At 56.8% G+C, this 21,708-nt stretch carries 15 protein-coding genes; 12 read left to right on the top strand and 3 right to left on the bottom strand.

Features of this window, described 5'->3' with window-relative positions; translation table 11 throughout:
* Nucleotides 1–92 precede the first annotated feature (92 nt).
* The 5 genes from HNQ92_RS26845 (at nucleotide 93) to HNQ92_RS26825 (ending at nucleotide 5,628) form a co-directional block, all read left to right on the top strand.
* Entirely contained in the window at nucleotides 93–1,793 is a 1,701-nt protein-coding gene (locus HNQ92_RS26845) for a trypsin-like peptidase domain-containing protein (protein ID WP_184179337.1), read from the top strand.
* Between the two features lie 36 nt (nucleotides 1,794–1,829).
* Complete coding sequence (locus tag HNQ92_RS26840) at nucleotides 1,830–2,693, top strand: Stp1/IreP family PP2C-type Ser/Thr phosphatase (RefSeq protein WP_184179335.1); 864 nt, start codon at nucleotides 1,830–1,832, stop codon at nucleotides 2,691–2,693.
* Nucleotides 2,690–4,501: a serine/threonine protein kinase gene (locus HNQ92_RS26835; protein WP_184179333.1), complete on the top strand. Its 1,812-nt coding sequence runs from the start codon at nucleotides 2,690–2,692 to the stop codon at nucleotides 4,499–4,501. The genes HNQ92_RS26840 and HNQ92_RS26835 overlap by 4 nt, the downstream gene beginning before the upstream one ends.
* A gap of 6 nt (nucleotides 4,502–4,507) precedes the next feature.
* Nucleotides 4,508–5,128 (top strand): outer membrane beta-barrel protein, encoded by a 621-nt coding sequence (locus HNQ92_RS26830; RefSeq protein ID WP_184179331.1) that lies wholly within the window; start codon nucleotides 4,508–4,510, stop codon nucleotides 5,126–5,128.
* A 110-nt stretch (nucleotides 5,129–5,238) separates the two neighbouring features.
* Nucleotides 5,239–5,628, top strand: coding sequence for a gamma-glutamylcyclotransferase family protein (locus HNQ92_RS26825; RefSeq protein ID WP_184179329.1), 390 nt, complete (start codon nucleotides 5,239–5,241; stop codon nucleotides 5,626–5,628).
* 21 nt (nucleotides 5,629–5,649) lie between these two features.
* Here the strand turns inward: HNQ92_RS26825 and HNQ92_RS26820 are convergent, their stop codons facing one another.
* Nucleotides 5,650–6,420: a type III pantothenate kinase gene (locus HNQ92_RS26820; RefSeq protein ID WP_184179327.1), complete on the bottom strand. Its 771-nt coding sequence runs from the start codon at nucleotides 6,418–6,420 to the stop codon at nucleotides 5,650–5,652.
* 178 nt (nucleotides 6,421–6,598) lie between these two features.
* On the opposite strand from HNQ92_RS26820, the gene lacZ reads away from it, so the two are divergent.
* From lacZ to HNQ92_RS26800, 4 genes are all read left to right on the top strand, one after another.
* On the top strand, nucleotides 6,599–9,952 hold the full coding sequence (gene lacZ / locus HNQ92_RS26815; RefSeq protein ID WP_184179325.1) for a beta-galactosidase, LacZ type: 3,354 nt from the start codon (nucleotides 6,599–6,601) through the stop codon (nucleotides 9,950–9,952).
* 302 nt (nucleotides 9,953–10,254) lie between these two features.
* A complete protein-coding gene (locus HNQ92_RS26810) occupies nucleotides 10,255–12,627 on the top strand; it encodes a TonB-dependent receptor (protein ID WP_184179323.1) in 2,373 nt (790 codons plus the stop codon).
* A gap of 12 nt (nucleotides 12,628–12,639) precedes the next feature.
* Complete coding sequence (locus HNQ92_RS26805; RefSeq protein ID WP_184179321.1) at nucleotides 12,640–13,317, top strand: NAD(P)-dependent oxidoreductase; 678 nt, start codon at nucleotides 12,640–12,642, stop codon at nucleotides 13,315–13,317.
* 6 nt (nucleotides 13,318–13,323) lie between these two features.
* On the top strand, nucleotides 13,324–14,232 hold the full coding sequence (locus tag HNQ92_RS26800; protein ID WP_184179319.1) for a DUF4249 domain-containing protein: 909 nt from the start codon (nucleotides 13,324–13,326) through the stop codon (nucleotides 14,230–14,232).
* A gap of 3 nt (nucleotides 14,233–14,235) precedes the next feature.
* Here HNQ92_RS26800 and HNQ92_RS26795 read toward each other — a convergent pair whose 3' ends face one another.
* Nucleotides 14,236–16,317 (bottom strand): helix-hairpin-helix domain-containing protein, encoded by a 2,082-nt coding sequence (locus tag HNQ92_RS26795; protein ID WP_246440921.1) that lies wholly within the window; start codon nucleotides 16,315–16,317, stop codon nucleotides 14,236–14,238.
* A gap of 61 nt (nucleotides 16,318–16,378) precedes the next feature.
* The gene (gene nadC / locus HNQ92_RS26790; protein WP_184179317.1) at nucleotides 16,379–17,227 is read right to left on the bottom strand and encodes a carboxylating nicotinate-nucleotide diphosphorylase; all 849 of its coding nucleotides are present in this window, start codon (nucleotides 17,225–17,227) and stop codon (nucleotides 16,379–16,381) included.
* Nucleotides 17,228–17,371: 144 nt separating this feature from the next.
* Between nadC and hemE the strand changes: the two genes are divergently transcribed.
* The 3 genes from hemE (at nucleotide 17,372) to HNQ92_RS26775 (ending at nucleotide 21,651) form a co-directional block, all read left to right on the top strand.
* Entirely contained in the window at nucleotides 17,372–18,400 is a 1,029-nt protein-coding gene (hemE, locus tag HNQ92_RS26785) for a uroporphyrinogen decarboxylase (protein ID WP_184179315.1), read from the top strand.
* Between the two features lie 391 nt (nucleotides 18,401–18,791).
* Complete coding sequence (locus tag HNQ92_RS26780; protein ID WP_184179313.1) at nucleotides 18,792–21,287, top strand: PAS domain S-box protein; 2,496 nt, start codon at nucleotides 18,792–18,794, stop codon at nucleotides 21,285–21,287.
* Entirely contained in the window at nucleotides 21,280–21,651 is a 372-nt protein-coding gene (locus HNQ92_RS26775) for an Hpt domain-containing protein (RefSeq protein WP_184179311.1), read from the top strand. The genes HNQ92_RS26780 and HNQ92_RS26775 overlap by 8 nt, the downstream gene beginning before the upstream one ends.
* Nucleotides 21,652–21,708 lie beyond the last annotated feature (57 nt).

The following is a 21,708-nucleotide window of genomic DNA, read 5'->3' as shown; positions in this document are numbered from 1 at the left end:
ATTGGTCTCGGGTGGGAGATCCGGCAACTTTGTAGTGTTCAATCAGCACTCAAATCTACTGGAACCCTTAACCATTATAACCAATCCAAGACATGGCAGCTTCTATTCAAAAATTTGTGATCAGGCACCTTTCCGGTACCAAGGCCAACCAAACCGAAGAATTTGATTTCAATAAATTCGAAGAACTCACCTTCGGCCGATCGGCCGATAACCATGTTCGCTTCGATCCGGAACTGGACCTGATGGTGAGCCGGGAGCACGGCCGGATCGTGAAGGCCAATACGCCCGCATCCAGCTTTACGATTGAAGACAACGAAAGTCGCAACGGCTTATTTGTCAACGGAAAACGCGTACAGGGCGCGAGCACACTCATGCCCGGCGACGAAGTACAGCTTGGCAACAATGGCCCCACCTTTGTCTTTGACGTAGATCCCCGCCCGCAGGACCTCATGCCCGCTACCCGTATGGTGAGCCTGAGCAAGCCTACCACCGAGGCCAACGTGCCGGAGGTAGTGGCCGTAGAGCCCAAGGCGGGCATCGGAAAAGATACCTTTGAGCGGGTGATTACCCACGAGCGCAGCAAGTCACGCACCACGCTCTGGACGGCCATGGCCGCGGCGGTAGTGATTTTCGGAGCCATTGGATTTACGATGTGGAAAAACCAACCCAACGCCGAGGACATCAAAAAAGAGGTGGCAAGTACCATCAATGAGTCGAACAGTAAGCTACTGAATGAAATAAAAGGTTTGCAGGATAACCTGGGCGAGATTAAGCAAAAAGCCGAGAACAGCCCGCTATCCGAAACCGAAATTGCCGCCCTGAATCTGGATAAAGTAGTGAAAATCGAAACCTCCTGGGGCTTGTTTGATCCGGCTACGGGCGAGGCGCTGTGGCAGCTTTATCAGGAAGAAAAAATGCCCGACGGGAGCAAAGCCATACGCGGGGTATTTATGCAAACACCCGACGGCAAGATTGAACCCTACCTTATTACTAGTAAAAACGCGCAGTTGGGTATCCCCATCGGTGCGGCAGGTGGCTGGGGAACGGGCTTTGTGGTTTCCGAAAACGGCCTCATCATGACCAACCGCCACGTGGCCTACTCCTGGCAGACGAGCTACTCGTTTCCGCAGGAGGCCTTTCCGGGAATCGTGGTGGGAGCGGGCGCCGACGGGAAAATGGCTAAACTAGGCTACGTAGACCAAGGCCAGGTGCAGTGGGTACCTTCGGAGGCCCGCTACGTCAATGGATACCCTAGCCAGGTAGAAGGCCGCACCTACAGCATGAAAGTGGTGTTTGCGGGCTCTACCAACCGCCGTGACGCGGTCGTGAACATTGCCTCGCAAAATCACGACGTGGCCCTTATTAAAATTGACGTCGCCAAGCCGCTAGCGCCCGTCGAACTGCTGGATAATTACGACAGTATCAAACAAGGAGACCAGGCAGTAGTAATGGGCTACCCAGGAGCATCGCCGGAGCAGTTCCTGGTGCGCAAGTCCAACGACCCCTTCAAGCCTAATTCGGCCACTACCTCCATGGCCAACCCCACCATGACGAGCGGCAACGTGGCTAAGCTCATCAAGAGCTCGACGGAGTTTGCCCCAACCATGAGCCAAATGGGCGATGCCTACCAGCTTACCATCAATGCCACCGGTCCGGGCAATAGCGGCGGACCGATGTTCGACAACCGCGGGCGCGTCATCGGGATCTACTTTGCACAGCAACTGGGGGCCGGTCCGCACATTACCTACGCCGTTCCCATCAAGTACGGCCTGGAGATTTTGAACAATAAATAAGTAGCTTATCTCACCCAGCGGCAACCGTAGGTAGTTATGTTCTGGAATCGAAAAAGAAAAAAGAAGATGGAAGAGGAGGTATTTCGCTCGTCCGGGGAGGAGGGCTCGGACCTGCGGGCGGTGCTGCTCAGCGACGTAGGCTGTGTGCGCACCAACAACGAGGACGCCGCCCGCTTTGTGCGGCCCACCGACCCCGCCGTACGCCAGCAAAAAGGGTACCTGGCCGTCCTGGCCGACGGCATGGGTGGCCACGCGGCCGGGGAGGTGGCCTCCCAGATGGCCGTGGAGCTCGTAGCCGAAACCTACTACGAGCGTACGGAAAGCAACGAGGAAAGCCTGTACTTGGCGCTTTCCCGGGCCAACCGGGCCGTGTGGCAGGCCGCCGGGCGCAACGCCCGGCAGCGCGGCATGGGTACTACCTGCACGGCGGTGGCGATTCTGGATGCTACTTTGTATGTGGCCCACGTGGGCGATAGCCGCCTCTACCTGCTCAAAAAAGGACAGCTCTTTCAGCTCACCACGGACCATACGCACGTACAAACCCTGGTGGAGCAGGGAGTAATTACCCCGGGCGAAGCCATTAGCCATCCCGAACGAAACGTCCTGACCCGCGCCCTGGGTACCCACAACCAAGTGGAGATCGACGCCTTCGAGGCTCCGCAGCTCCTCGAAAGCGAAGACCGCCTCCTGCTGTGCAGCGACGGGCTCTACGACTACCTCAACGCAGAAGAAATTGCCGAGCACATGAACCTGTCGCCCATTAGCGAGGCCGTACGGGCCATGATTGAGCTGGCCAAACAGCGCGGTGGACACGATAACATTACCGTATTACTCATGGAACGCGTGTCGGCGGCTACTTTCCAGTCGGCGCGGCCCACCGTAAAACTTGATGTGCTATGATCGGGCAATCCATTCAACAGTACCGGATCGAAGAGCTGCTGGGTGAAGGCGGCATGGGTACGGTGTACCGGGGCACCGACACCACCCTGGATCGCCCGGTGGCGATCAAGGTACTGCACAGCCACCTCCTGCGCGACGGCTCGTTCCTGGATCGTTTCCGCAACGAGGCCATCATCCTGGGGCGGCTCAACCACCCCAACATCGCCAATTTGTACAGCTTTCAGCAGCAGGGCGGGCAGTGGTACATGATCATGGAGTACGTAGACGGTCCTACGTTTGAGCAGCTACTCCGGCAGGGTGGGGCGCTGTCGGTAGAGAAGGCTTTTCTGCTGATGGGGCAGGTACTGGAAGGGCTCCAGCACGCCCACAGCCGGGGCGTGCTGCACCGCGACATCAAGCCCGCCAACCTCATGCTGACGCGCGAGGGAAAAGTAAAGCTCATGGACTTCGGCATAGCCCGCGTGGTGGGTGCCCAGCGCCTTACCCGCATGAACCACGTGGTAGGTACCTTGGAGTACATGGCCCCGGAGCTCATCGAGGGGCGCGACCCATCCGTGCAGTCCGACCTGTACGCGGCGGGGGTACTTTTCTACGAGCTGCTTTCGGGTAAACTACCCTTTGAGGGTACTACCGAATCGGCCCTTATTTCGGCCATTGTTAATAAAAGCCCCATTCCGCTCAGCAAGCAAGTACTGGCCCCGCCCCGTGGTATTGAAAGCATCCTGGCCCGCCTATTGCACAAAAAAGCCGAAAAACGATTTGGCAGCGCTGATGAGCTTCGGCTGGCGCTGGTGGCTTTGGCCCGCGAAAGTACCCCCAAACCCAAGCGGCCGTACGCTCCGCCCCAAACCCGCGTCTTATTGGGCCCGGCGGCCGCTAAAAAATGGTTTTCCGATGTAGTTCCACCCCGCTTCCTGACGACGAACCCCTTCAAGCAAATTCCTAAAGGAAAGCTCCTGAGCCCGGAGAGCGCGGTGTTGGCCGTGGCGGTTCTGATCGCCCTGGCGATTTTACTGGTAGGCGAAAAGTACATTAAAAAAGCGTCCGAGGCGATGGAGGTACCTAGCGACACGTTGCCGATCATGAAACCAACCGACGGCTTTCGGGAGCTAACCCTTTCGACGCCCGACACCAGCCGCTCGCTGGTGGAGGTACCCCGTTTGGAGCCGGACGCCGCCCAGCCGCCGCTCAGCGTCGTCCCCATTGTACAACGCACGGTACCCGAGGAGCCCGCGCCGGAGCCCCGCAAAGCCCGCGAACGGACCAAAGTACCCGACGAAAAAAAGGAACAGCCTAAGAAAGAGGAAAGTACCCCCGCAGAAAACGTGGCGGTTCGGGAGGAGAAGAAAGAGGAAAAGAAAAGCGAAGTACCCGAAAAGGCCGAAACCGTGGTGGAAGAGGCCAAGCCGATTTCCCCTACCGTATCTACCCACCGCATTGTGCTACGGGGTGAGCCGGTGCTGCTTGAGCTCGTCGAGACGCTCTCTTCCGAGGTACCTAATGCCGCCGGTAAAAGCGTGCGGCTTCGGGCGGTCAACGAGGTAGTGAGCCGGGGCGTTACGGTCATTGCGGCCGGAGCACCCGCCACGGGTACCATCACCAAAGTACGCCCGGCTGCCGGCAACAGCCGCTCTTTTCTAGAATTTGAATTGGATAAAGTACAGGCGGTAAACGGGCAGTGGATACCCCTCAAAAACCCACCCATTGGCCGGAGTGGCAGTAGCCTCCAGGCCGTCGAGTTTGCCAAAAGTACCCGCATCAGTGCCAAAGTAGGTACCGTTTCTCTTACCATCAAATCCCTTAATTAACCCATCATGAGAACCCTCATTTGTATCATAGCCTGCGTAGTACCTTTGTGGGCGGCGCAGGCCCAGGAGGTACTTAGCGTCCGGTCCAACACGGAAGGCCTGCACCTGGGCCTGCGCGCGGGCGTGGCCAGCTGGTCTTCCAAGTACTTCCTGAACCTCGACGAGCTGGAGCCGCTGGGCGCGGGCCTGGGCCTGGAGGCTGGCTACGGCTTCAACCAACGCTACGAACTTTTTGCCCGTTACGACTGGAATTCGTTTTTGATCAAAGAAGCCTGGGACCGCTACGCGCTATCTACCGTTGGGATTGGCGGAAGGGTGAACTTTGGGGGTACTTTGCAGCGGCTACGCCCCTACGTGGAGGTAGGCGCTCACAGCGCGTCGCTGGTGGTCGATCCCGTATCGCTCGATAACGAACTGTATGAATTTAAACTAAAAGGAGCCACGTTTTCGGTGGGGGGCGGACTGCGGTTCTTCCTCACGCCCCGGCTCAACCTCTCGCTCAACGCCACCGCGGGCTGGGGTAAATTCACGTCCTTCCAGATGAGCGGCACCGGCCTCGAAGACCGCCCTGACCTGCGCCTGCTTCAGGGAGCGGCGGCGGTGAGCTACTTTTTTGGGGGGCGTTGATGCAAAGGGTACTTTGGGGCTAAAAGTACCTTGATCAAGTACCTTTTTCCAAAGAAAAAAAAGCCCTGGAAGTACCTGCCTGGCCCGCTTTATGGTACTTTTGGGGTACTATGCAGCCTACCTACCTGTTTGTTTACGGTACTCTCATGCGCGGCCACGCCAATCCGTTTGCGCAGCGGCTTCGCCAGTACGCTACCTTCGTCGGGCTGGGTACTTTTCCGGGGGTACTTTACCGCATTGAGTGGTACCCTGGGGCCGTGTACCAGCCCGGCGCGCCGGGGCGGGTGCAGGGAGAAATCTTTGAGCTTCATGAGCCAGCCCGGCTGCTGCCCGAGCTTGACGCCTACGAAGACGTGCAGGAAGACCCCGCCCGGAGCCTGTACCTGCGGCGTGAAGTACCCGTACAGGTACCCGACGGCCGGGTACTTCGCTGCTGGACCTACCTCTACAACCAACCTACCGACGCCCTTCTTCGGATCGAAAGCGGCCTGTTTACGTGAAAGTACCTCTTTTCGGGTACTTCATGACCCACCAACTTTTTCGCCAATGATGCGGAGGCCGTCCAGCGTGAGGCGGCGGTCAATGGCCACGAACTCGTCGCGCAGCGTGTCAATGATCGACGATAGCCCGCCCGTAGCAATGGCAATACAGTCGCCGCCCAGCTCCTGCCGAATCCGCAGGATCAGGGCTTTCACCAAGCCTTCGTAGCCGAGCAAAATACCCGCCTGAATGGCGTGGACCGTATTTTTGCCAATGGCTGAGTCGGGCAATTTAAGGGGTACTTCGGGTAGTTGGGCGGTATTGGCAAACAAGGCTTTTACGGCCGTTTTGAGTCCCGGCACAATGGCCACGCCCAGAATTTGCCCGTCGGCCGAGACCGTGGTAAAGGTAAGCGCCGTGCCGAAATCCACGATGACGCAGTTTTGTTGGTAGCGCGTGTGGGCCGCCACGGCGTTGGCAATGAGGTCGGCCCCGATTTCGTGCGGGTGGTCTATGCTCACGCTCAGCGCCGGGTAGATGCTCGGCCCGACCACAATGGGCTTTTTCCCAAACAGCCCCTGCAGCATAGGATACAAGGTAGGAGTAAGCGGAGGTACTACGCTGCTAAACACCACCGTATCTACCTCACTGAGCGAGATACCCGCCTCCATGAAGTGGAGGCGTAGCTGGGATTCGTAGTGAGCCGCGGGCTCTTGAATAAGCGAGCGAGTACGCCAGACGTGTTGCCACGTGCCGGCTTGAAACAACCCAAATACGGTGTCCGTATTTCCGGTATCGATGGCTAGCAGCATCTTTGGTTTTTTGTTATGTGGGAACAAATTAAGGGGATTGTGGAAATAAATTGGCTTTTTAGGGCGTTTTTAAACGTAGCCAGGGGCCAAGATTTGACTATGATTAAGATAAATCTTAGTTTTCAAACTTTACAAGTAGGTCGGCCCGACTCCGTAACCTCCCCGATTAAAAAACACTATGCTCCGTCTTTCCAAAAAAGCGGCCTGTACCGCCGCTATTCTTTTTTCTATATTTTCGGCCTACGGCCAAAGCCTCCCCGACTGGGAAAACCCCCAGGTAATCAGTAAAAACACCGAACGTCCCCGCGCTGATTTTATACCTTACCCCGACGAAAAAGCCGCCCTCGCCGCCGACCGCCAGCAGAGTTCTTTGGTGCAGTCGCTCAACGGTACCTGGAAGTTCAAGTGGGTGTCGCACCCGAGCAAGGTACCTGCCGACTTCTTTCGGCCCAATGTACCCACCAGCAACTGGGACGACCTACCGGTACCTTCCAACTGGCAGGTGGTAGGAGCCCGCGAAGGCCGCCCGTACGACCGCCCCGTTTTCTCCAACATCAAGCACCCTTTCAAAGCCAATCCGCCCCGGATCGAGGCCGACACCAACGCCGTAGGCCTGTACCGAACTACCTTCACCGTCCCGGCCGACTGGGCCGGAAAGCCCCTGTTTCTGCACTTTGACGGGGTGCAGTCGGCCTGCTACGTATGGCTCAACGGCCAGCCGCTGGGCTACCACCAAGACGGCATGTCGCCTTTTGAATTCAACATTGGAGCGCAGGTACAGGCCGGTACCAACCACCTGGCTGTGCAGGTAATCAACTGGTCGGACGGCAGCTACCTCGAAGACCAGGACTACTGGCGCCTGGCGGGGATATTCCGGGATGTGTACCTGCTGGCTACTCCCCTGGTGCACATCAGCGACTACACGGTGGTGACGGCTCTGGACGAGAATTACACCAACGCCACCTTAAAACTGGCCACATTTGTTAAAAACTTCAGCCCGCAGGCTCAGTACGGGTACTTACTCACCACGACCCTCTACGATGCCACGGGGCAGGTGGTGGCCTCGGCCAAGAGCCACTCCGTAGGAGTGCTTGACCCCGCCGGAGAGTTGGCCGTGCGGACGGAGATCCCCCTGACCAACCCCATCAAATGGAACGCCGAAAACCCCTACCTCTACCGCCTGACCATGCAGCTGGCCAACTCCGACGGCAAGGTACTTGAGGCCATAAGCCAACGGGTGGGGTTTCGGGACGTGAAAATCAGGGGCGGACAGCTGCAGGTCAACGGCAAGCCAATCCGGATCAAGGGCGTAAACCGCCACGAGTTTGACCCCCAAACGGGCCGCGTGATGAGCCGGGCCTCCATGATCCGGGACATTGAGCTCATGAAGCAACACAACATCAACGCCGTACGTACTTCGCACTACCCCAACACGCCCGAGTGGTACGACCTCTGCGACGAGTACGGCCTCTACGTCTTCGACGAGGCCAACGTAGAGAGCCACGAGCTCTGGTACCAGAACGTCATCCTGGCCGACAAACCCGAGTGGGAGGCGGCCTTCGTGGCCCGCGGCAGGGCTATGGTAGAGCGCGACAAGAATCATCCGTCGGTGATCGTGTGGTCACTAGGCAACGAAAGTAGCATGGGCGCCAACTTTACCTCCATGGCTAATTTCATCCGCCTGGCCGACGCTACCCGGCCCATCCACTACGAAGGGCGCGTGAACTACACGGCTACTTCCCTGAGCGGCTTCGATATTATTTCGGTGATGTACCCTACGCTGGAAAGCTTGGAGGAGCTGGTGAAGAAAGACCCGAACCGGCCGCTGATTGTGTGTGAGTACGCACACGCCATGGGAAACAGCGTGGGAAACCTGCAGAAGTATTGGGACCTCATGGAGCAGCATCCGACCATGCAGGGCGGCTTTATCTGGGATTGGGTGGATCAGGGGCTGCAACTACCCGCCGCCGCCGGACGTACCTACTGGCACCATTTTAACTACATCGACGCCGCCAACGCGGGTGATGGCCTCGTCAATCCCGACCGCACGCCCCAGCCCGAGCTCCAGGAGGTGAAGAAGGTACATCAGTACGTGCAGTTTGAGGTACCTGCTCCACTCCCTACTACCCAGAAGCAAATTACCATCCGGAACCACTACGATTTCCTGCCGTTGAATACGTTTCAGCTGGTTTGGACGCTGGAAGAAAACGGCAAGGCGGTAAGCACCGGCACGCTCACGACCCTGACGGCTCAGCCGGGGCAATCGCAGGCCTTGACCATCCCCTACCAACTACCCAATGACCCCCTACCGGGTGGCGAGTACTTCCTGACACTGAGCCTACAGCTCAAAGAAGCCACGCGCTGGGCTCCGGCTGGCTACGAAGTAGCCTGGCAGCAAGTACCCCTGCAGGTACCTGCTAATACGCCCGATAACATAAGCTATTCACGAAATACCCCGCTGCGGCTTACGCTGGTACGCGGCATGGGTATCACGTTGGTGGGCCAGGAGTTTTCGGTGAGCTTTGACAAGAAAAATGCCCGCATGACTTCCTTTAAATTCAAAGGCCAAGAAATGCTGGAAAGCGGCTTGTACGCCAATTTTTGGCGGGTACCTACCGACAACGACGAGGGCGGTGGCAAAAACAGCTACGCCAGCCGCTGGCGGGAGGCGGGCCTCGATTCACTACGCCTCATGGGGTCCGATTTGCGGGTAGAGAAGATCAATCCGCACGTGTACAAGGTAAGCCTGATCAAAAGCCTGCAAGGCCGCACGGGCGGATTCCTGGTGACGTCCATTTATACCGTTTATGCCACCGGCGACATTCACCTCCAAAATACCCTGGCCCCTACCTCAGGTACCTGGCCGCCGCTGGCCAAAGTAGGGCTGCAGTTTAAGATGCCCGCCGCCTACGACCAACTGCAATGGTACGGCAACGGCCCGCACGAAACCTACCCCGACCGCAAAACCAGCGCCCGCGTGGGGCTGTACGCCGGTAAGGTAGCGGAGCAGCATTTCCCCTACATCATGCCGCAGGAAAACGGCAACAAAACCGACGTGCGCTGGGTAGCCATCACCAACGCCGAAGGCCTGGGCCTGCTGGCCATCAGCGACTCGCTCTTTAACGTCAACGTACACGACTACTCCGACGAAGCCCTCCTGGCCGCCAAACAACCCAGAGCGGAGCTCAAGCGCGGTGCTCTGACGGTGGTGAACCTGGACCTGGCCCAAATGGGCCTGGGGGGCGACGACAGCTGGTCGCCGCGGGTACACGAGGAGTACCTGATCCCTGCCCAAACGTACTCGTATTCTTTCCGGCTTCGGCCCATTGATGCCTCGGCCGACATCGCCCGGCTGGTACATACCCGGCTGCCCATCATTGCCCAAACCATGAGCCCCGGCCTGGGCGGAGGTACTTCCGAGGCCGAGAGTGCCGAGGAAGAAACCACGTCAAGTACCCCCAAACCACCCGTGCGCAAGCCGCCGGTGAAGAAAGCCCCGGTCAAAAAAGCAACCTATACGCGTAAGAGGTAGTTTGCTGACCTTACCCAATCAGTGAGCCGTTTATTCCCCAGGCCGAGCCACGGTGGGAATAAACGGCTTTTTGTAAAAGGGTACTTTGTGCTTCAAGGTACCTAGGGATCAGCTTTGTCGCTTTTTTCTTTCCGTTCAGACCTCCAATTCGTCGCTTCATCATCTTTTTATTCTAACCTTTCTCTTTACTCCCTTGTTTTGCGTAGATATTGAGTAAGAAAAATTCAATTTGTACCAAAACCAAAACTAGCTGTCCAACGGCGAACCCTCTTTTGGGGTCGGTGTTTATAAAAATCAATTTGATGAAATACATACTATACACAACCCTCTGTTTATTACTAGGTACCTGGCTAACGGGAGCGACGGCGCGGGCCCAAACGAAGCCCACGGTGAGTGGGTACGTCCGGGATGCGTCCAATGGCGAGGGGCTCATCGGCGTATCAGTCTACGTACGTGAACTAGGTACCGGCACCACTACCAACCCCTACGGCTTTTATTCCCTCACGATCCCTAGTGGTACTTATACGCTGGTATTTACCTACATAGGCTTCGAAAAAACGACGCAAGGCGTAGACCTAACGGCCGACAAGCGCGTGGACGTGGAGCTAGCCGAAGAAAGCAGCCAGCTCCAGGAAGTGACCGTAGTGGCCGAACGGGAGGATGAAAACGTCAAGAGCCTGGAGATGTCGGTCAATAAGATTGAGATGAAGACCATCCGGCAAATGCCCGCTTTGCTGGGCGAGGTAGATCTGATCCGGAGTATTCAGCTGCTACCGGGCGTCACAACGGTGGGTGAGGGCGCGTCGGGCTTCAACGTACGCGGGGGTGATATTTCCCAAAACCTGGTCCTGCTTGACGAAGCACCGGTCTATAATTCCTCGCATCTGTTTGGGTTTTTCTCGGTTTTTAATCCCGATGCCGTCAAGGACGTGAAGCTCATCAAAGGGGGGATTCCGGCCCAGTACGGCGGGCGTATTTCGTCGATCCTGGACGTACGGATGAAGGAAGGGAACACCAAAAAACGGGAGATCAACGGCGGTATAGGTACTATCTTCTCCCGCCTCACCTACGAGCAGCCGTTTGCTCAGGGCCGGGGCTCGTTCATTGTGGCGGGGCGGCGCTCCTACATCGACGTGCTGGCCAAGCCCTTCCTGAACAGTGACCTGAAAGGGGCGCGCTTTAATTTCTACGACCTTACGGCCAAAGTAAACTACCGCCTCGACGATAAAAATACGTTTTACGCTTCGGGGTACTTTGGCCGCGATGTGTTTGGGGCGGGCTTTGGCTTCGGCTGGGGCAACGGCACCGCCACCGCCCGCTGGAACCACGTATTTTCCAACAAACTATTCCTGAACCTGACGGGCTACTACAGCAACTACGACTACGCCATCCAGTCGGACGTGAGCGGGGAAAATACGCAGGATAGCTTCGACTGGAGCTCCAAGATTATCAGCAAGAGCATCAAGCCGGACTTTACGTACTACATCACGCCCAACAACCAGCTGTCGTTTGGCGGGCAGTACATTCATTACGACTCCCGGCCGGGCAAAGCGCTGGCAGCGTCGGGTGGTGAGCGGGTAGACATCAGCCTGTCGCCCCGCTACGGCGACGAGTCGGCGCTGTACGTAAGCAACGAGCTGAAAATCACGGAGTGGCTGTCGGTGCAGTACGGCATTCGGTACTCGCTCTACCGCAACCTGGGGCCGGGCGTAGTGTATGATTTTGTGGAGGTGCAGCCGGGCGAGCGCAAGTACCCGGTGCTGCCGGGGCAAACCTACGACCAGGGAGAGGTAATTAACCAGTACGGAAACTGGGAGCCGCGGGCGGCGATCAACGTGGGCCTTTCGGCAAGTACCTCTTTGAAAGCCAGCTACAACCGTACGGCGCAGTACCTGCACCTGCTCTCCAACACTGCCGCCAGCTCTCCACTGGACGTCTGGACGCTCAGTACCAGCATCATCCGGCCCGAACTCGCCGACCAGGTTGCGCTGGGCTGGTTCCGCAATTTCCGCGACAATGCCTACGAGGCGTCGGTGGAGGTATATTATAAAGATATGCAGAACCAGATTGACTACGTCCGGAACTCGGACCTACTCCTGAACCAGTACGTAGAGGGCGACTTGCTCTTTGGCAAAGGGCGCGCCTACGGGGCTGAGTTTTACCTCAAAAAAAACAAAGGAAAGCTCACCGGCTGGGTAAGCTACACGCTGTCGCGCACGGAACGGCTCGTGGAGGGCATCAACCGGGATGAGTGGTTTCCGGCCCGTTTTGACAAGCCGCACAACGTTACGGCGGTAGGAATCTACGCACTGAGCCCGCGCTGGACGCTTTCGTCCAACTTCACCGTGACCTCAGGTACCCCGGCTACGTTCCCGACCAACCGCTTTGTGTGGAATGGCTGGTCTTTGCCCCACAATTACTACAACGCCCGCAACAACAACCGCATTCCGGCTTACCACCGGCTCGACCTGGCGGCTACGCTGAAGTCCAAACGAAAGCTGTTTGGCAAAGGCGAAGGCGAGTGGGTATTCTCGGCGTATAATGTGTACAATCGGCGGAATCCGTTTTCGGTGTATACGCGCCTCAACGAAAACGACAACCTCCGGACCGAGGCCATTCGCTACGCCGTGATCGGTACCATCGTACCGGCGATCACGTATAATTTCAAGTTTTAGAAGTTCCTGCGCATGGCTACTGAGACGAAGCAAATACTGATTCTGGGCGCGACGGGACGGACCGGCCAGTGGTTGGTGCGCGAGGCCCTCGAACGTGGCTACCAGGTACACGCGCTGGTCCGCCCGCAAAGTACCTTGCCTATCTCGCACGAGCGACTGACGGTTTTTCGCGGCTCCCCCCTCGACGAACAGGTACTTGGCCAGGCCCTGGCGGGCTGCGTCGCCGCACTGAGCGCGCTCAATATTTCCCGGAAAAAAGAATGGTGGCTGTGGTCGGAGCTGAGTGCGGCCCCTACGTTGATGAGTGACGTGATGCGGCAGCTGGTGAAGGTAGGTACCTCACTGGGCGTACGCAGGCTGCTAGTGGTTACGGCCTGGGGCGTAGCCGAGACCAAAAAAGACCTGCCGGGCTGGTTTCGCTGGATCATCAATAATACCCAGATTGGCGTCACCTACCAGGACCACGAGCGGCAGGAGGAGGTACTTGAGCAATCAGGCACCGACTGGACCCTGGTGCGTCCCGTGGGCCTGACCAACCATAACAAGGAAGTACCCGTGCGGGTACTACTCAATACCCACCACACCAAACCCAAGCTTACCATCAGCCGCCGGATGACGGCCCGCTTTATGCTCGACTGCCTGGAACAGGGGCAGTACATCCACCAGAAACCCGTTATTTTTGAAGCTTAATTCATCATGAAAAAACACTCTTCCCTCGCTATATTTTTCCTGCTCGCGTTGGTACTTACCGGCTGTGAGGATGTCATTGACCTCACGACCGAAACCGGCCCGTCGCAACTGGTAGTGGACGGCTGGCTCACCAACGAGCCCGGCCCGCAAAGCATCCGGCTGTCGCTCTCGGGGGCTTACTTCGCCAGCGGCCCGGCCCAACCGGCCCTTGGGGCCGAGGTAGAGGTAGTAGACGACCTGAGCCATCGGTTTGTTTTTACGGATAAAGACAACAACGGGCTCTACGAATGGGTACCCGACGAGGAGGATACCCTCGGGCACGTGGGCCGTACCTATACGCTCACGATCCGGTACCAGGGCGAAACCTACCGGGCCACCACGGCCATCAACCGGGTACCGCCGATCGACTCGCTGGTGTACCAGGTGGAGTCGCTTCCCTTTACGCCTCCCAATGGCCCCAAAGATGGCTTTCTTGCCGAGTTTTATGCCCGCGACTTTGTGGGGGCAGGAGATTGCTACTGGATTAAATCCTTTAGCGGGCGGCAGCTCCGAAGTAGTAGTCCAGGCGACATCACCGTTGCCTTCGACGGCTCCTTTAGTCCGGGCTCGCAGGCCGACGGCATTCTTTTTATTCTCCCGATCCGTCAATCTATCAACGTCAATGAACTCTTTTCGGCGGGCGATACGGTGGGCGTGGAGCTGCACAGCATTACGTTAGAGGCCTTCTATTTCTTACAGCAGGTACGTCAGGAAGCTACCAACGGCGGCATTTTTGGTACTCCACCTAACAACATCGTGAGCAACATCCGGAATACCAGGCCAACCGGCCCGCTGGCGCTGGGGTACTTTGGGGCCTCGGCCATTAGCCGGGCCGAAACGGTGATTGATCCGGCCCAAGCCAAGCCCAAAGAGTAGGGCTTAAAACAGGTACATGAGCTGGGCTTTTAGTTCGCTGCGCGTATTGCCCTGAATCTCGTTGAGGCCCGAGCCGATCGTCTCCAGATCGGAAAACCGGGTTTGGGACCACCGCAGCCACAGCCGCGTGTGCGGGTTGAGTACATAACGCGCCATGAGGTAGTGGCGGGTACCTTTGTCGTAGTAGGCGGGCAGCGAAAAGGCGTAGAGGACGTCTTTTTCGTACACGTACTGACGGCTGTCGTAGCTGTCGGTGGAGAAAAGCGCCATGCGGCCACTGAGCTCGAGCTGTCGCCAGTGCCAGGAAGCATCCTGCAACACCGTCCAGCCCACGGAACGGGGCGCCGCCTGGTGGGAAAAATCTCCCGCCTGCACCCGCGTCCGGAGGCTGTACCGAAGGGGCGTGTTGTACTCGGCGTTGATAAGTACCGTGCGCCGTACGGTCGTCACCAGGGGTGCCATGGGCTCCGACTGGCCGGGCTCGTTGCGCTGCCGCTGCTTTTCGTGAAAAAGGGCGTAGGTCCTAAAGCGCTTGCTAGGTACCCATTGGGCATGAAGCAGGTAATCGAAGCCGTCGGAGGGAGCGTTGACCTGGTACTTGAGCCAGGGGAATTGGAAGCGATCGTAGAACCCGCTGAGTTGCCAGCGGCGGTTGGGCGCGTAGCGGAGCCCCCAGTAAGTACCGGTCTCGTTGATGGGCCGGGTACCTTCACCAAACGAATTGCCGTAGAACGAATGGAAATGGCGGTCGTAGTGGCGGAGCAGCAGCGTGAAATCGAGCGTTTTGCCCAACGCGGCAATGAGCCCCCCTACTCCGCCCAGGCCGCCGCTCTGCGAGCGGGCCCCTTCGCCAAAGAAATGGATATTCTGCCAGCGGTAGTTTCCGTGAAGCCCCACCACCAGATTCTCTTTTCCCCGAAATTCATAGTAGTTATAAGGTACCTCCCGGCGGCGTAGCGAAGCTTCATATTGCGTATACAAAGTCGTGAGGCCCAGCTGTCCGCGCTGGGCGGGCATACGGTACAGCCAGTGCAGGCCCGTATTGCGCTCGGGGATGATCCCCTGGCTGGCCTGCTCGGAAGGGGTACGGTGCAGGCCAGCTGTCCGGAGCGACGACACCACCAGCCCCAGCGAGTCGCTGGCGCTGGCGTCGAGGCTGGCGTCCCGGCGCACGGCCGAGTACAGAGCCGTCAGGTCCATGGTTTTGTTTAAGGCCACGGTCGCGGCGATGCCCCGAAAGTACCCCGCCTCCAACACCGACGTGTACGGCCGCAGCCCAAGGGTACTTCGGTAGGTCGTCCGGATGGACTCGGCGCCTTTGCCGAGCGAAAAACCGGCGGCCATCACCAGGCCCTGGCCCGCCTGCATCTGGTAGTCGCCCACGATGAGGTTTTTGAGGCGGCCCCGGTTCATGATTTGGGCGTGGAAAGAGGTGAAATCGGGGCCGAAGACATGACGGCCCGGCTGCCAGCTCAGTACCTCGCCTGCGTCTTTTTCTACCGTAAGCCCAAAGCTGTAGGCACCGGTGCGCGCGTACCGAAACCGCCCGTACCATTGGTAGGGACCGCCCGCGTAGCGGGTTCGGGAACGGGTGGTGGTGTCGATGGGCGTAAAACCTTTTTGGGTTTCCAGCAGCCGCTGGCTACGGATCAGCAGGAAGTTTTGGGTGGGGTTGCGGAGGCTTTGCGCCAGCGGGAGGTGGGTTGTTTGTACCGTCACAAACGGCAGCAAGCGCCGGATCGTGAGCAGATCAAAGCCAGGTACCGCCTGTAGCTCATACAGCGACAAGAACGGCCCCAGCTGGTCGCGGTAGTGGAAAAGGGCCGTGAGCTGTGCTTCCGAGAGCAGGTAGGTGGCCGTGAGCTCGTCGCGGGTGGCGGTATTGAGGTTGCGTGGATTGGCGTAAAGCTGAAACAGCGCTTCGTACAGGTCGTCGTAGTTGGCGTCGTCGGTAGGTACCGGAAAAAGCTCCTGAATGAAGAGGTTCAGGTCGATCTCGGGACGCGGAGGCGTTTGCGCCCCGAGCGGCAAGGGCAGCAAGTACCCTAGCATTATTCCTACCACTACCCATACGCCCCGTACCATGCCCTACAACCTCTCTTTTTTTAAGAATCCGGCCGCAAAGGTACTTAGCAAAGTTGAGATTTCAATAGGCTTTGAGGCTCAGGTCCAGGCTTTTGATCTGGTGTGTAAGCGCGCCGCTTGAAATACCATCGACGCCCGTTTCGGCCACGGCCCGCAGGGTTTTTTCGTTGATGTTTCCCGAGGCTTCAGTTTCAAAGCGGTGGTCGATGCGGCGCACGGCCTCACGGAGGTCATCCAGCGAGAAATTATCCAACATAATAATATCCACGTTGCCTACCCGAAGTACCTCCTCAACCTCGGTCAGGTTACGTACTTCAACTTCGAGCCTGAGGTTCCGGCCCGTCGCCTGAAGGTAGGTACGGGCGCGGGTAATGGCCGCCTCGATGCCCCCGGCGTAGTCGATGTGGTTATCCTTGAGCATGATCATGTCGTAGAGGCCCATGCGGTGGTTGGTAGCTCCGCCGATGCGCGTAGCCATTTTTTCAAACAGCCGGAAATTCGGCGTGGTTTTGCGGGTATCCAGCAGCTTTACGGGCAGGTCGGCGATGAGCTCCACCATGTGGCGGGTATAGGTAGCGATGCCACTCATGCGTTGCATGGTGTTAAGGACCAGGCGCTCAGCCCGCAGGATGGACTGGGCGCGGCCTTCGACGGTAAGTACCACATCTCCCACCCGAATGGGCTCGCCGTCCTGCACAAGTACCTCTACGGCCAGCGAAGCATCTACTTCTTTAAAAATGGTCAGCGCTACCGCCACACCCGCCAGGATACCGTCCTGCTTGGCCAGCAGGCGGGCCCGTTTCGTGGCTTCGGGCGGCACGCACGACAAGGACGAATGGTCGCCGTCGCCTCCGTCTTCCCGCAGCGCCAGGCGCACCAGGTCTATCAATTCATTGGGATTTGTTTCCATGGGTCGAAATTACGCTTAACCCCCGGAATGACCAAACCGAGCGAAGGATTGGCCTCTGAAAAGCCTGGCCCGCCTAGAGGGTACCTACGCAAGTTTCCGTCCAAGTACCTGAGGAGCCAACGGTTTCTTGACTACCTTTGTGGCATGGATTTACAAAATGATTTGTTACTACGGGCCGCCCGGGGCCAGGAGGTAGAGCGCCCGCCCGTATGGATGATGCGCCAGGCTGGCCGTATCCTGGCTGAATACCGCGCCGTCCGCGAAAAAGCGGGTAGTTTTATCCAGCTCGCCACTACTCCGGAGCTCGCCGCCGAGGTGACTATTCAGCCCGTAGACCTGCTGGGGGTAGATGCCGCCATTATTTTTTCGGATATACTGGTCGTACCCGAAGGCATGGGGCTTCCCTACGAAATGGTGGAGCAGCGCGGGCCCGTATTTCCGCGCACGGTACGTACCCTCAGTGACCTGGATACGCTTCGCACGGCCGATCCCGAAGCTGACTTGGGCTACGTGCTGGAGGCCATTCGGCTGGTGAAGCGCGAGCTCAACGGCCGGGTACCGCTCATTGGTTTTGCGGGGGCCCCCTTCACCATTTTTTGCTACATGACCGAAGGCAAAGGCTCCAAAACGTTTTCCGTAGCGAAGAAACTTCTTTATACCGATCCCGACTTTTCGCACCGCCTGCTCCAGCAAATCACCGACAGTACCATTGCCTACCTGCGGGCGCAGGTGACGGCGGGGGCCGATCTGGTGCAGGTATTTGACTCCTGGGCGGGTATTCTTTCGCCCGAGCAGTACCGGGTTTTCTCGCTACCTTACATCAGGCAAATCTGCGACGCTATTAGCGAAGTACCCGTGACGGTCTTTGCCAAAGGCGCGTTTTTTGCCCGAAAGGAAATCGGCGAACTCAGCTGCTCGGTAGTGGGGCTGGACTGGAACATGGATGTAGCGGAGTCGCGCGCGCTAATTCCACATAAAACCTTACAAGGAAACCTGGACCCCTGCGTCTTGTATAGCTCCTACGGGCAGATCCGGGCCGAAGTAAAGAAAATGCTGGACGCTTTTGGTACCCAGCGCTACATCGCCAACCTGGGCCACGGCGTATACCCCGACACCGATCCGGATAAGGTACGTTGCTTTATCGAAGCCGTGAAGGAGCTGTCAGAGAAATAAGCATTGAGCCAGGAAGGTTCCTTACTTTATTCCCAAGGTACCTTCCTGGCGCGCAATACTAAAGGGTAGTTAGGCAGGTACCTTTTGGTAAAGCGACCGGTCAATAAATTTTCAGGAGCCAGGGAATTTTAAAAACGACTTAGGGTTAGGTTCGCCGTTGCTTCTCCGTATTTTGCGGATGGCAGCTACTTACCAGCTCTTCTGCACGGCTCCGTTTTTCTGAGAAAGTCCCTTACTTTTCGCTAAAAAATTAGTAGATTTCCACTTTTAGTTGGTACTACTGGTAGAATCAGCTAAACCGTAGGTTGGGGTAGTCTGTTATGATGTAGGAGCCGAAGCATCCAATCCGAAAGCAACGAAATCAGTTGATTTGAGTCAAAAAAGCGACGGTATGGCATCGATAGATCTGTGGCAAAGGCGCTGGGAAGAAGAACGAACCGCCCGCCTGGAGGCGGAGAAAAGGCTCGAACGAAAAGCCTCCGAGCTGTTCGAAGCGAACGAACAGCTCCGAACTTTAAACGAGCAGCTAAAACGTAAAATCAATGAGCGTGCGGAGGCCCTGCGCGACAGTGAACTACGCTACCGCCAACTCATCGAATCGGCCAGCGACATCATTTATCGGCTCGACGAAAACGGCCTGCTTACCTACGTAAATCCGATCGGCCTCGAAAAATTTGGCTACAATCCGGAAGAATCCATGGGACGCCTCTTTGTGGATTTTATTCATCCAGAGCACAAAGAAGAAGTTATTTCCTTTTATAACCAGGTACGTGAAACCCAGCAGGAACGCTCTTATTTTGAATTTAAGGCCATAGCGGGTAACGGCGAGGAGCTCTGGCTAGGGCAAAATTTGCAACTAATCTTCAGCAACGGCCCCGAAAGGAAAATCCTGGAATACATCGCCGTGGCACGCGACATCACCGCCCGCCGCGCCGCCGAAAGGGAGCTCCAAACTACCCAGCTACGGCTGTCTTCTTTGATCACGAACCTGCACGCGGGGGTACTGGTAGAAGACCAGAACCGGCACATCGTGCTTGTGAACCAGAACTTCTGCAACCTGTTTGATCCATCTTTACGGCCTAATCAGCTAGTCGGCCTCCATTTTTCGCAATTCATCGAAAAATACCAACATTTCTTTGCAGGTGAAAGTACCTTCACAAGTCGCATTGAAGCGCTCATTTCTCAAAAGGAGCCCGTAATTAATGAAACCGTAGAAATGGTGGACGGAAGGTACTTGGAACGAAACTACATACCCATTTTTTCGGCAGGCGCTTACTTGGGCCACCTTTGGCAATACACCGATGTGACGGATCGGAATCAGTCCGAGGCTTTGATTCGACGAAGTGAAGAAAAGTACCGGGGCATCATCGAAAATATGGAACTAGGGCTGCTGGAAGTTGATAATGAGGACCGCATCACGAAGGTATACGATCGGTTCTGTAAGATGGTTGGTTACGAAGCTTCCGAGCTGCTGGGGAAAAAAGCAGCGGCGCTCTTCATGCCCCCCAACTACCTCGACCTGATGGATATGCAGCATCAAAAGCGGCAGCAGGGGGAATCAAGTACCTACGAAGTACCCATGCGCAAAAAAAATGGCGATACCATATGGGTACTTATTAGCGGGGCTCCCATTTTCGACGAAGAGGGGAAAGTAGAAGGGTCCATTGGAATGCACTACGACATCACTTACCGCAAGCAGCTCGAAGACGACCTGGCCCTGGCCAAACAGGTAGCCGAAGCCTCGCAGGAGGCCGAAAAGCAGTTTTTGGCCAACATGAGCCACGAGATCCGCACCCCGCTGAACGCCATTGTGGGCATGGCCAACCTGCTCTACGATACCAGCCCCAATCCGCAGCAGCTGGAGTACCTGGATATTCTGAAAGTATCGTCCAATTTCCTGCTGTCGCTCATTTCCGATCTGCTGGATATGGCCAAGATCGAGGCGGGCCGGGTGGAAGTAAACAGCCGTCCGTTTGACCTGCTAGGTACCCTACGGACCATGCAGAAGACCTTTCAGCTCAAAGTAGAAGGCGAGGGCCGTCCCGTTTCGGTTGAGTTCGAGAGCAATTCCTGTCCCGAAGGAATGGTGCTGGGCGATGAGATGCTCCTGACCCAGATCCTATTGAATCTGCTGGGCAATGCCGACAAGTTTACGGAGCGCGGGGCGTTTGGCCTGAGGGTGCGGGAAGTAGAACGAAGAGGGGAAAGTACCTTGCTTGAATTTCAGGTTTATGATAGCGGCAAAGGGATTCCTGAGGAAAAGCTGGATCTTATTTTTCAGAAATTTCAGCAGGTAAACGACTCCAGCCGGCAAAAGCACCAGGGTACGGGCCTGGGGCTGGCCATTGTGAAGCAACTAATTCTGCTACAGGGAGGCGAAATAAAGGTACAAAGCCGCCTGCGCCAGGGTACAACCTTTACCTTCACGCTGCCCTACCGCTTGCTGCATGAGCCGGCTCGAAGTACCCAAAAGACGGATGTAAGCCTGAAAACAAACGGCCAAGGTACCCTGGAGGGCTACCGTATTTTAGTGGTTGAAGATAATTTGCTTAATCAGAAGTACATCTCTACCCTGCTTTCCAAGTGGAAAGTCAATTTTCAGCTGGCCAAAGACGGCCGGGAGGCGGTTGAGATGGCGCAGAAAAAAGCCTATCAGCTCATTTTGATGGATATCCAGATGCCAATCATGAACGGCTATGAGTCCACGATCGCGATTCGAAGTACCTCCAATCCCAACCAACAAACACCCATTGTAGCGCTTACGGCCAGTGCCATGCTCGACCAGCGGAATATGGCGCTAACCTCCGGCATGAATGATTTTCTCAGCAAGCCCTTTACTCCTACTCAACTCGAAGAAAAACTCAAAGAATTTTTACATTATGATTAATCTGAATCCTGAACTTGACGTTGCCTATTTGCAGGAAATCTACGGTGACGATGCTATGATCGTTCAGCTCATGTTTGACACCTTCCTGACGGACGTGGTGCCCCGCTGGGAATCTCTAGAGGAATTGATCCCCAAAAATGACTACCTGAAAATTGGCGAGCTGGCGCACGGGCTCAAGCCTTCTTTTTCCATGATCGGCCTCACCTGGTTGCATCCCAAAGTAGAGTCCCTGGAACGGACGGCCCGTTACGAAGCCGATAAATCGGCCATTCCGGCCCTATATCGCGATATTTCTACGGAGTTAAAACGCATGTTACCTATTATTGAGCAGGAGGCGGCCCGGCTTAGCGAGCTTGACTCCTAGCCCAGGTACCTTTTCTGGGACAAGTACTTATTGGTGTGTATCCGGAAAGTAAATGGC

It is taken from the genome of Rhabdobacter roseus, from assembly GCF_014202275.1.
Classification (GTDB): domain Bacteria; phylum Bacteroidota; class Bacteroidia; order Cytophagales; family Spirosomataceae; genus Rhabdobacter; species Rhabdobacter roseus.
Note: the sequence above shows the minus strand (reverse complement) of the source record. Positions and strands in the feature narration are given on the sequence as shown.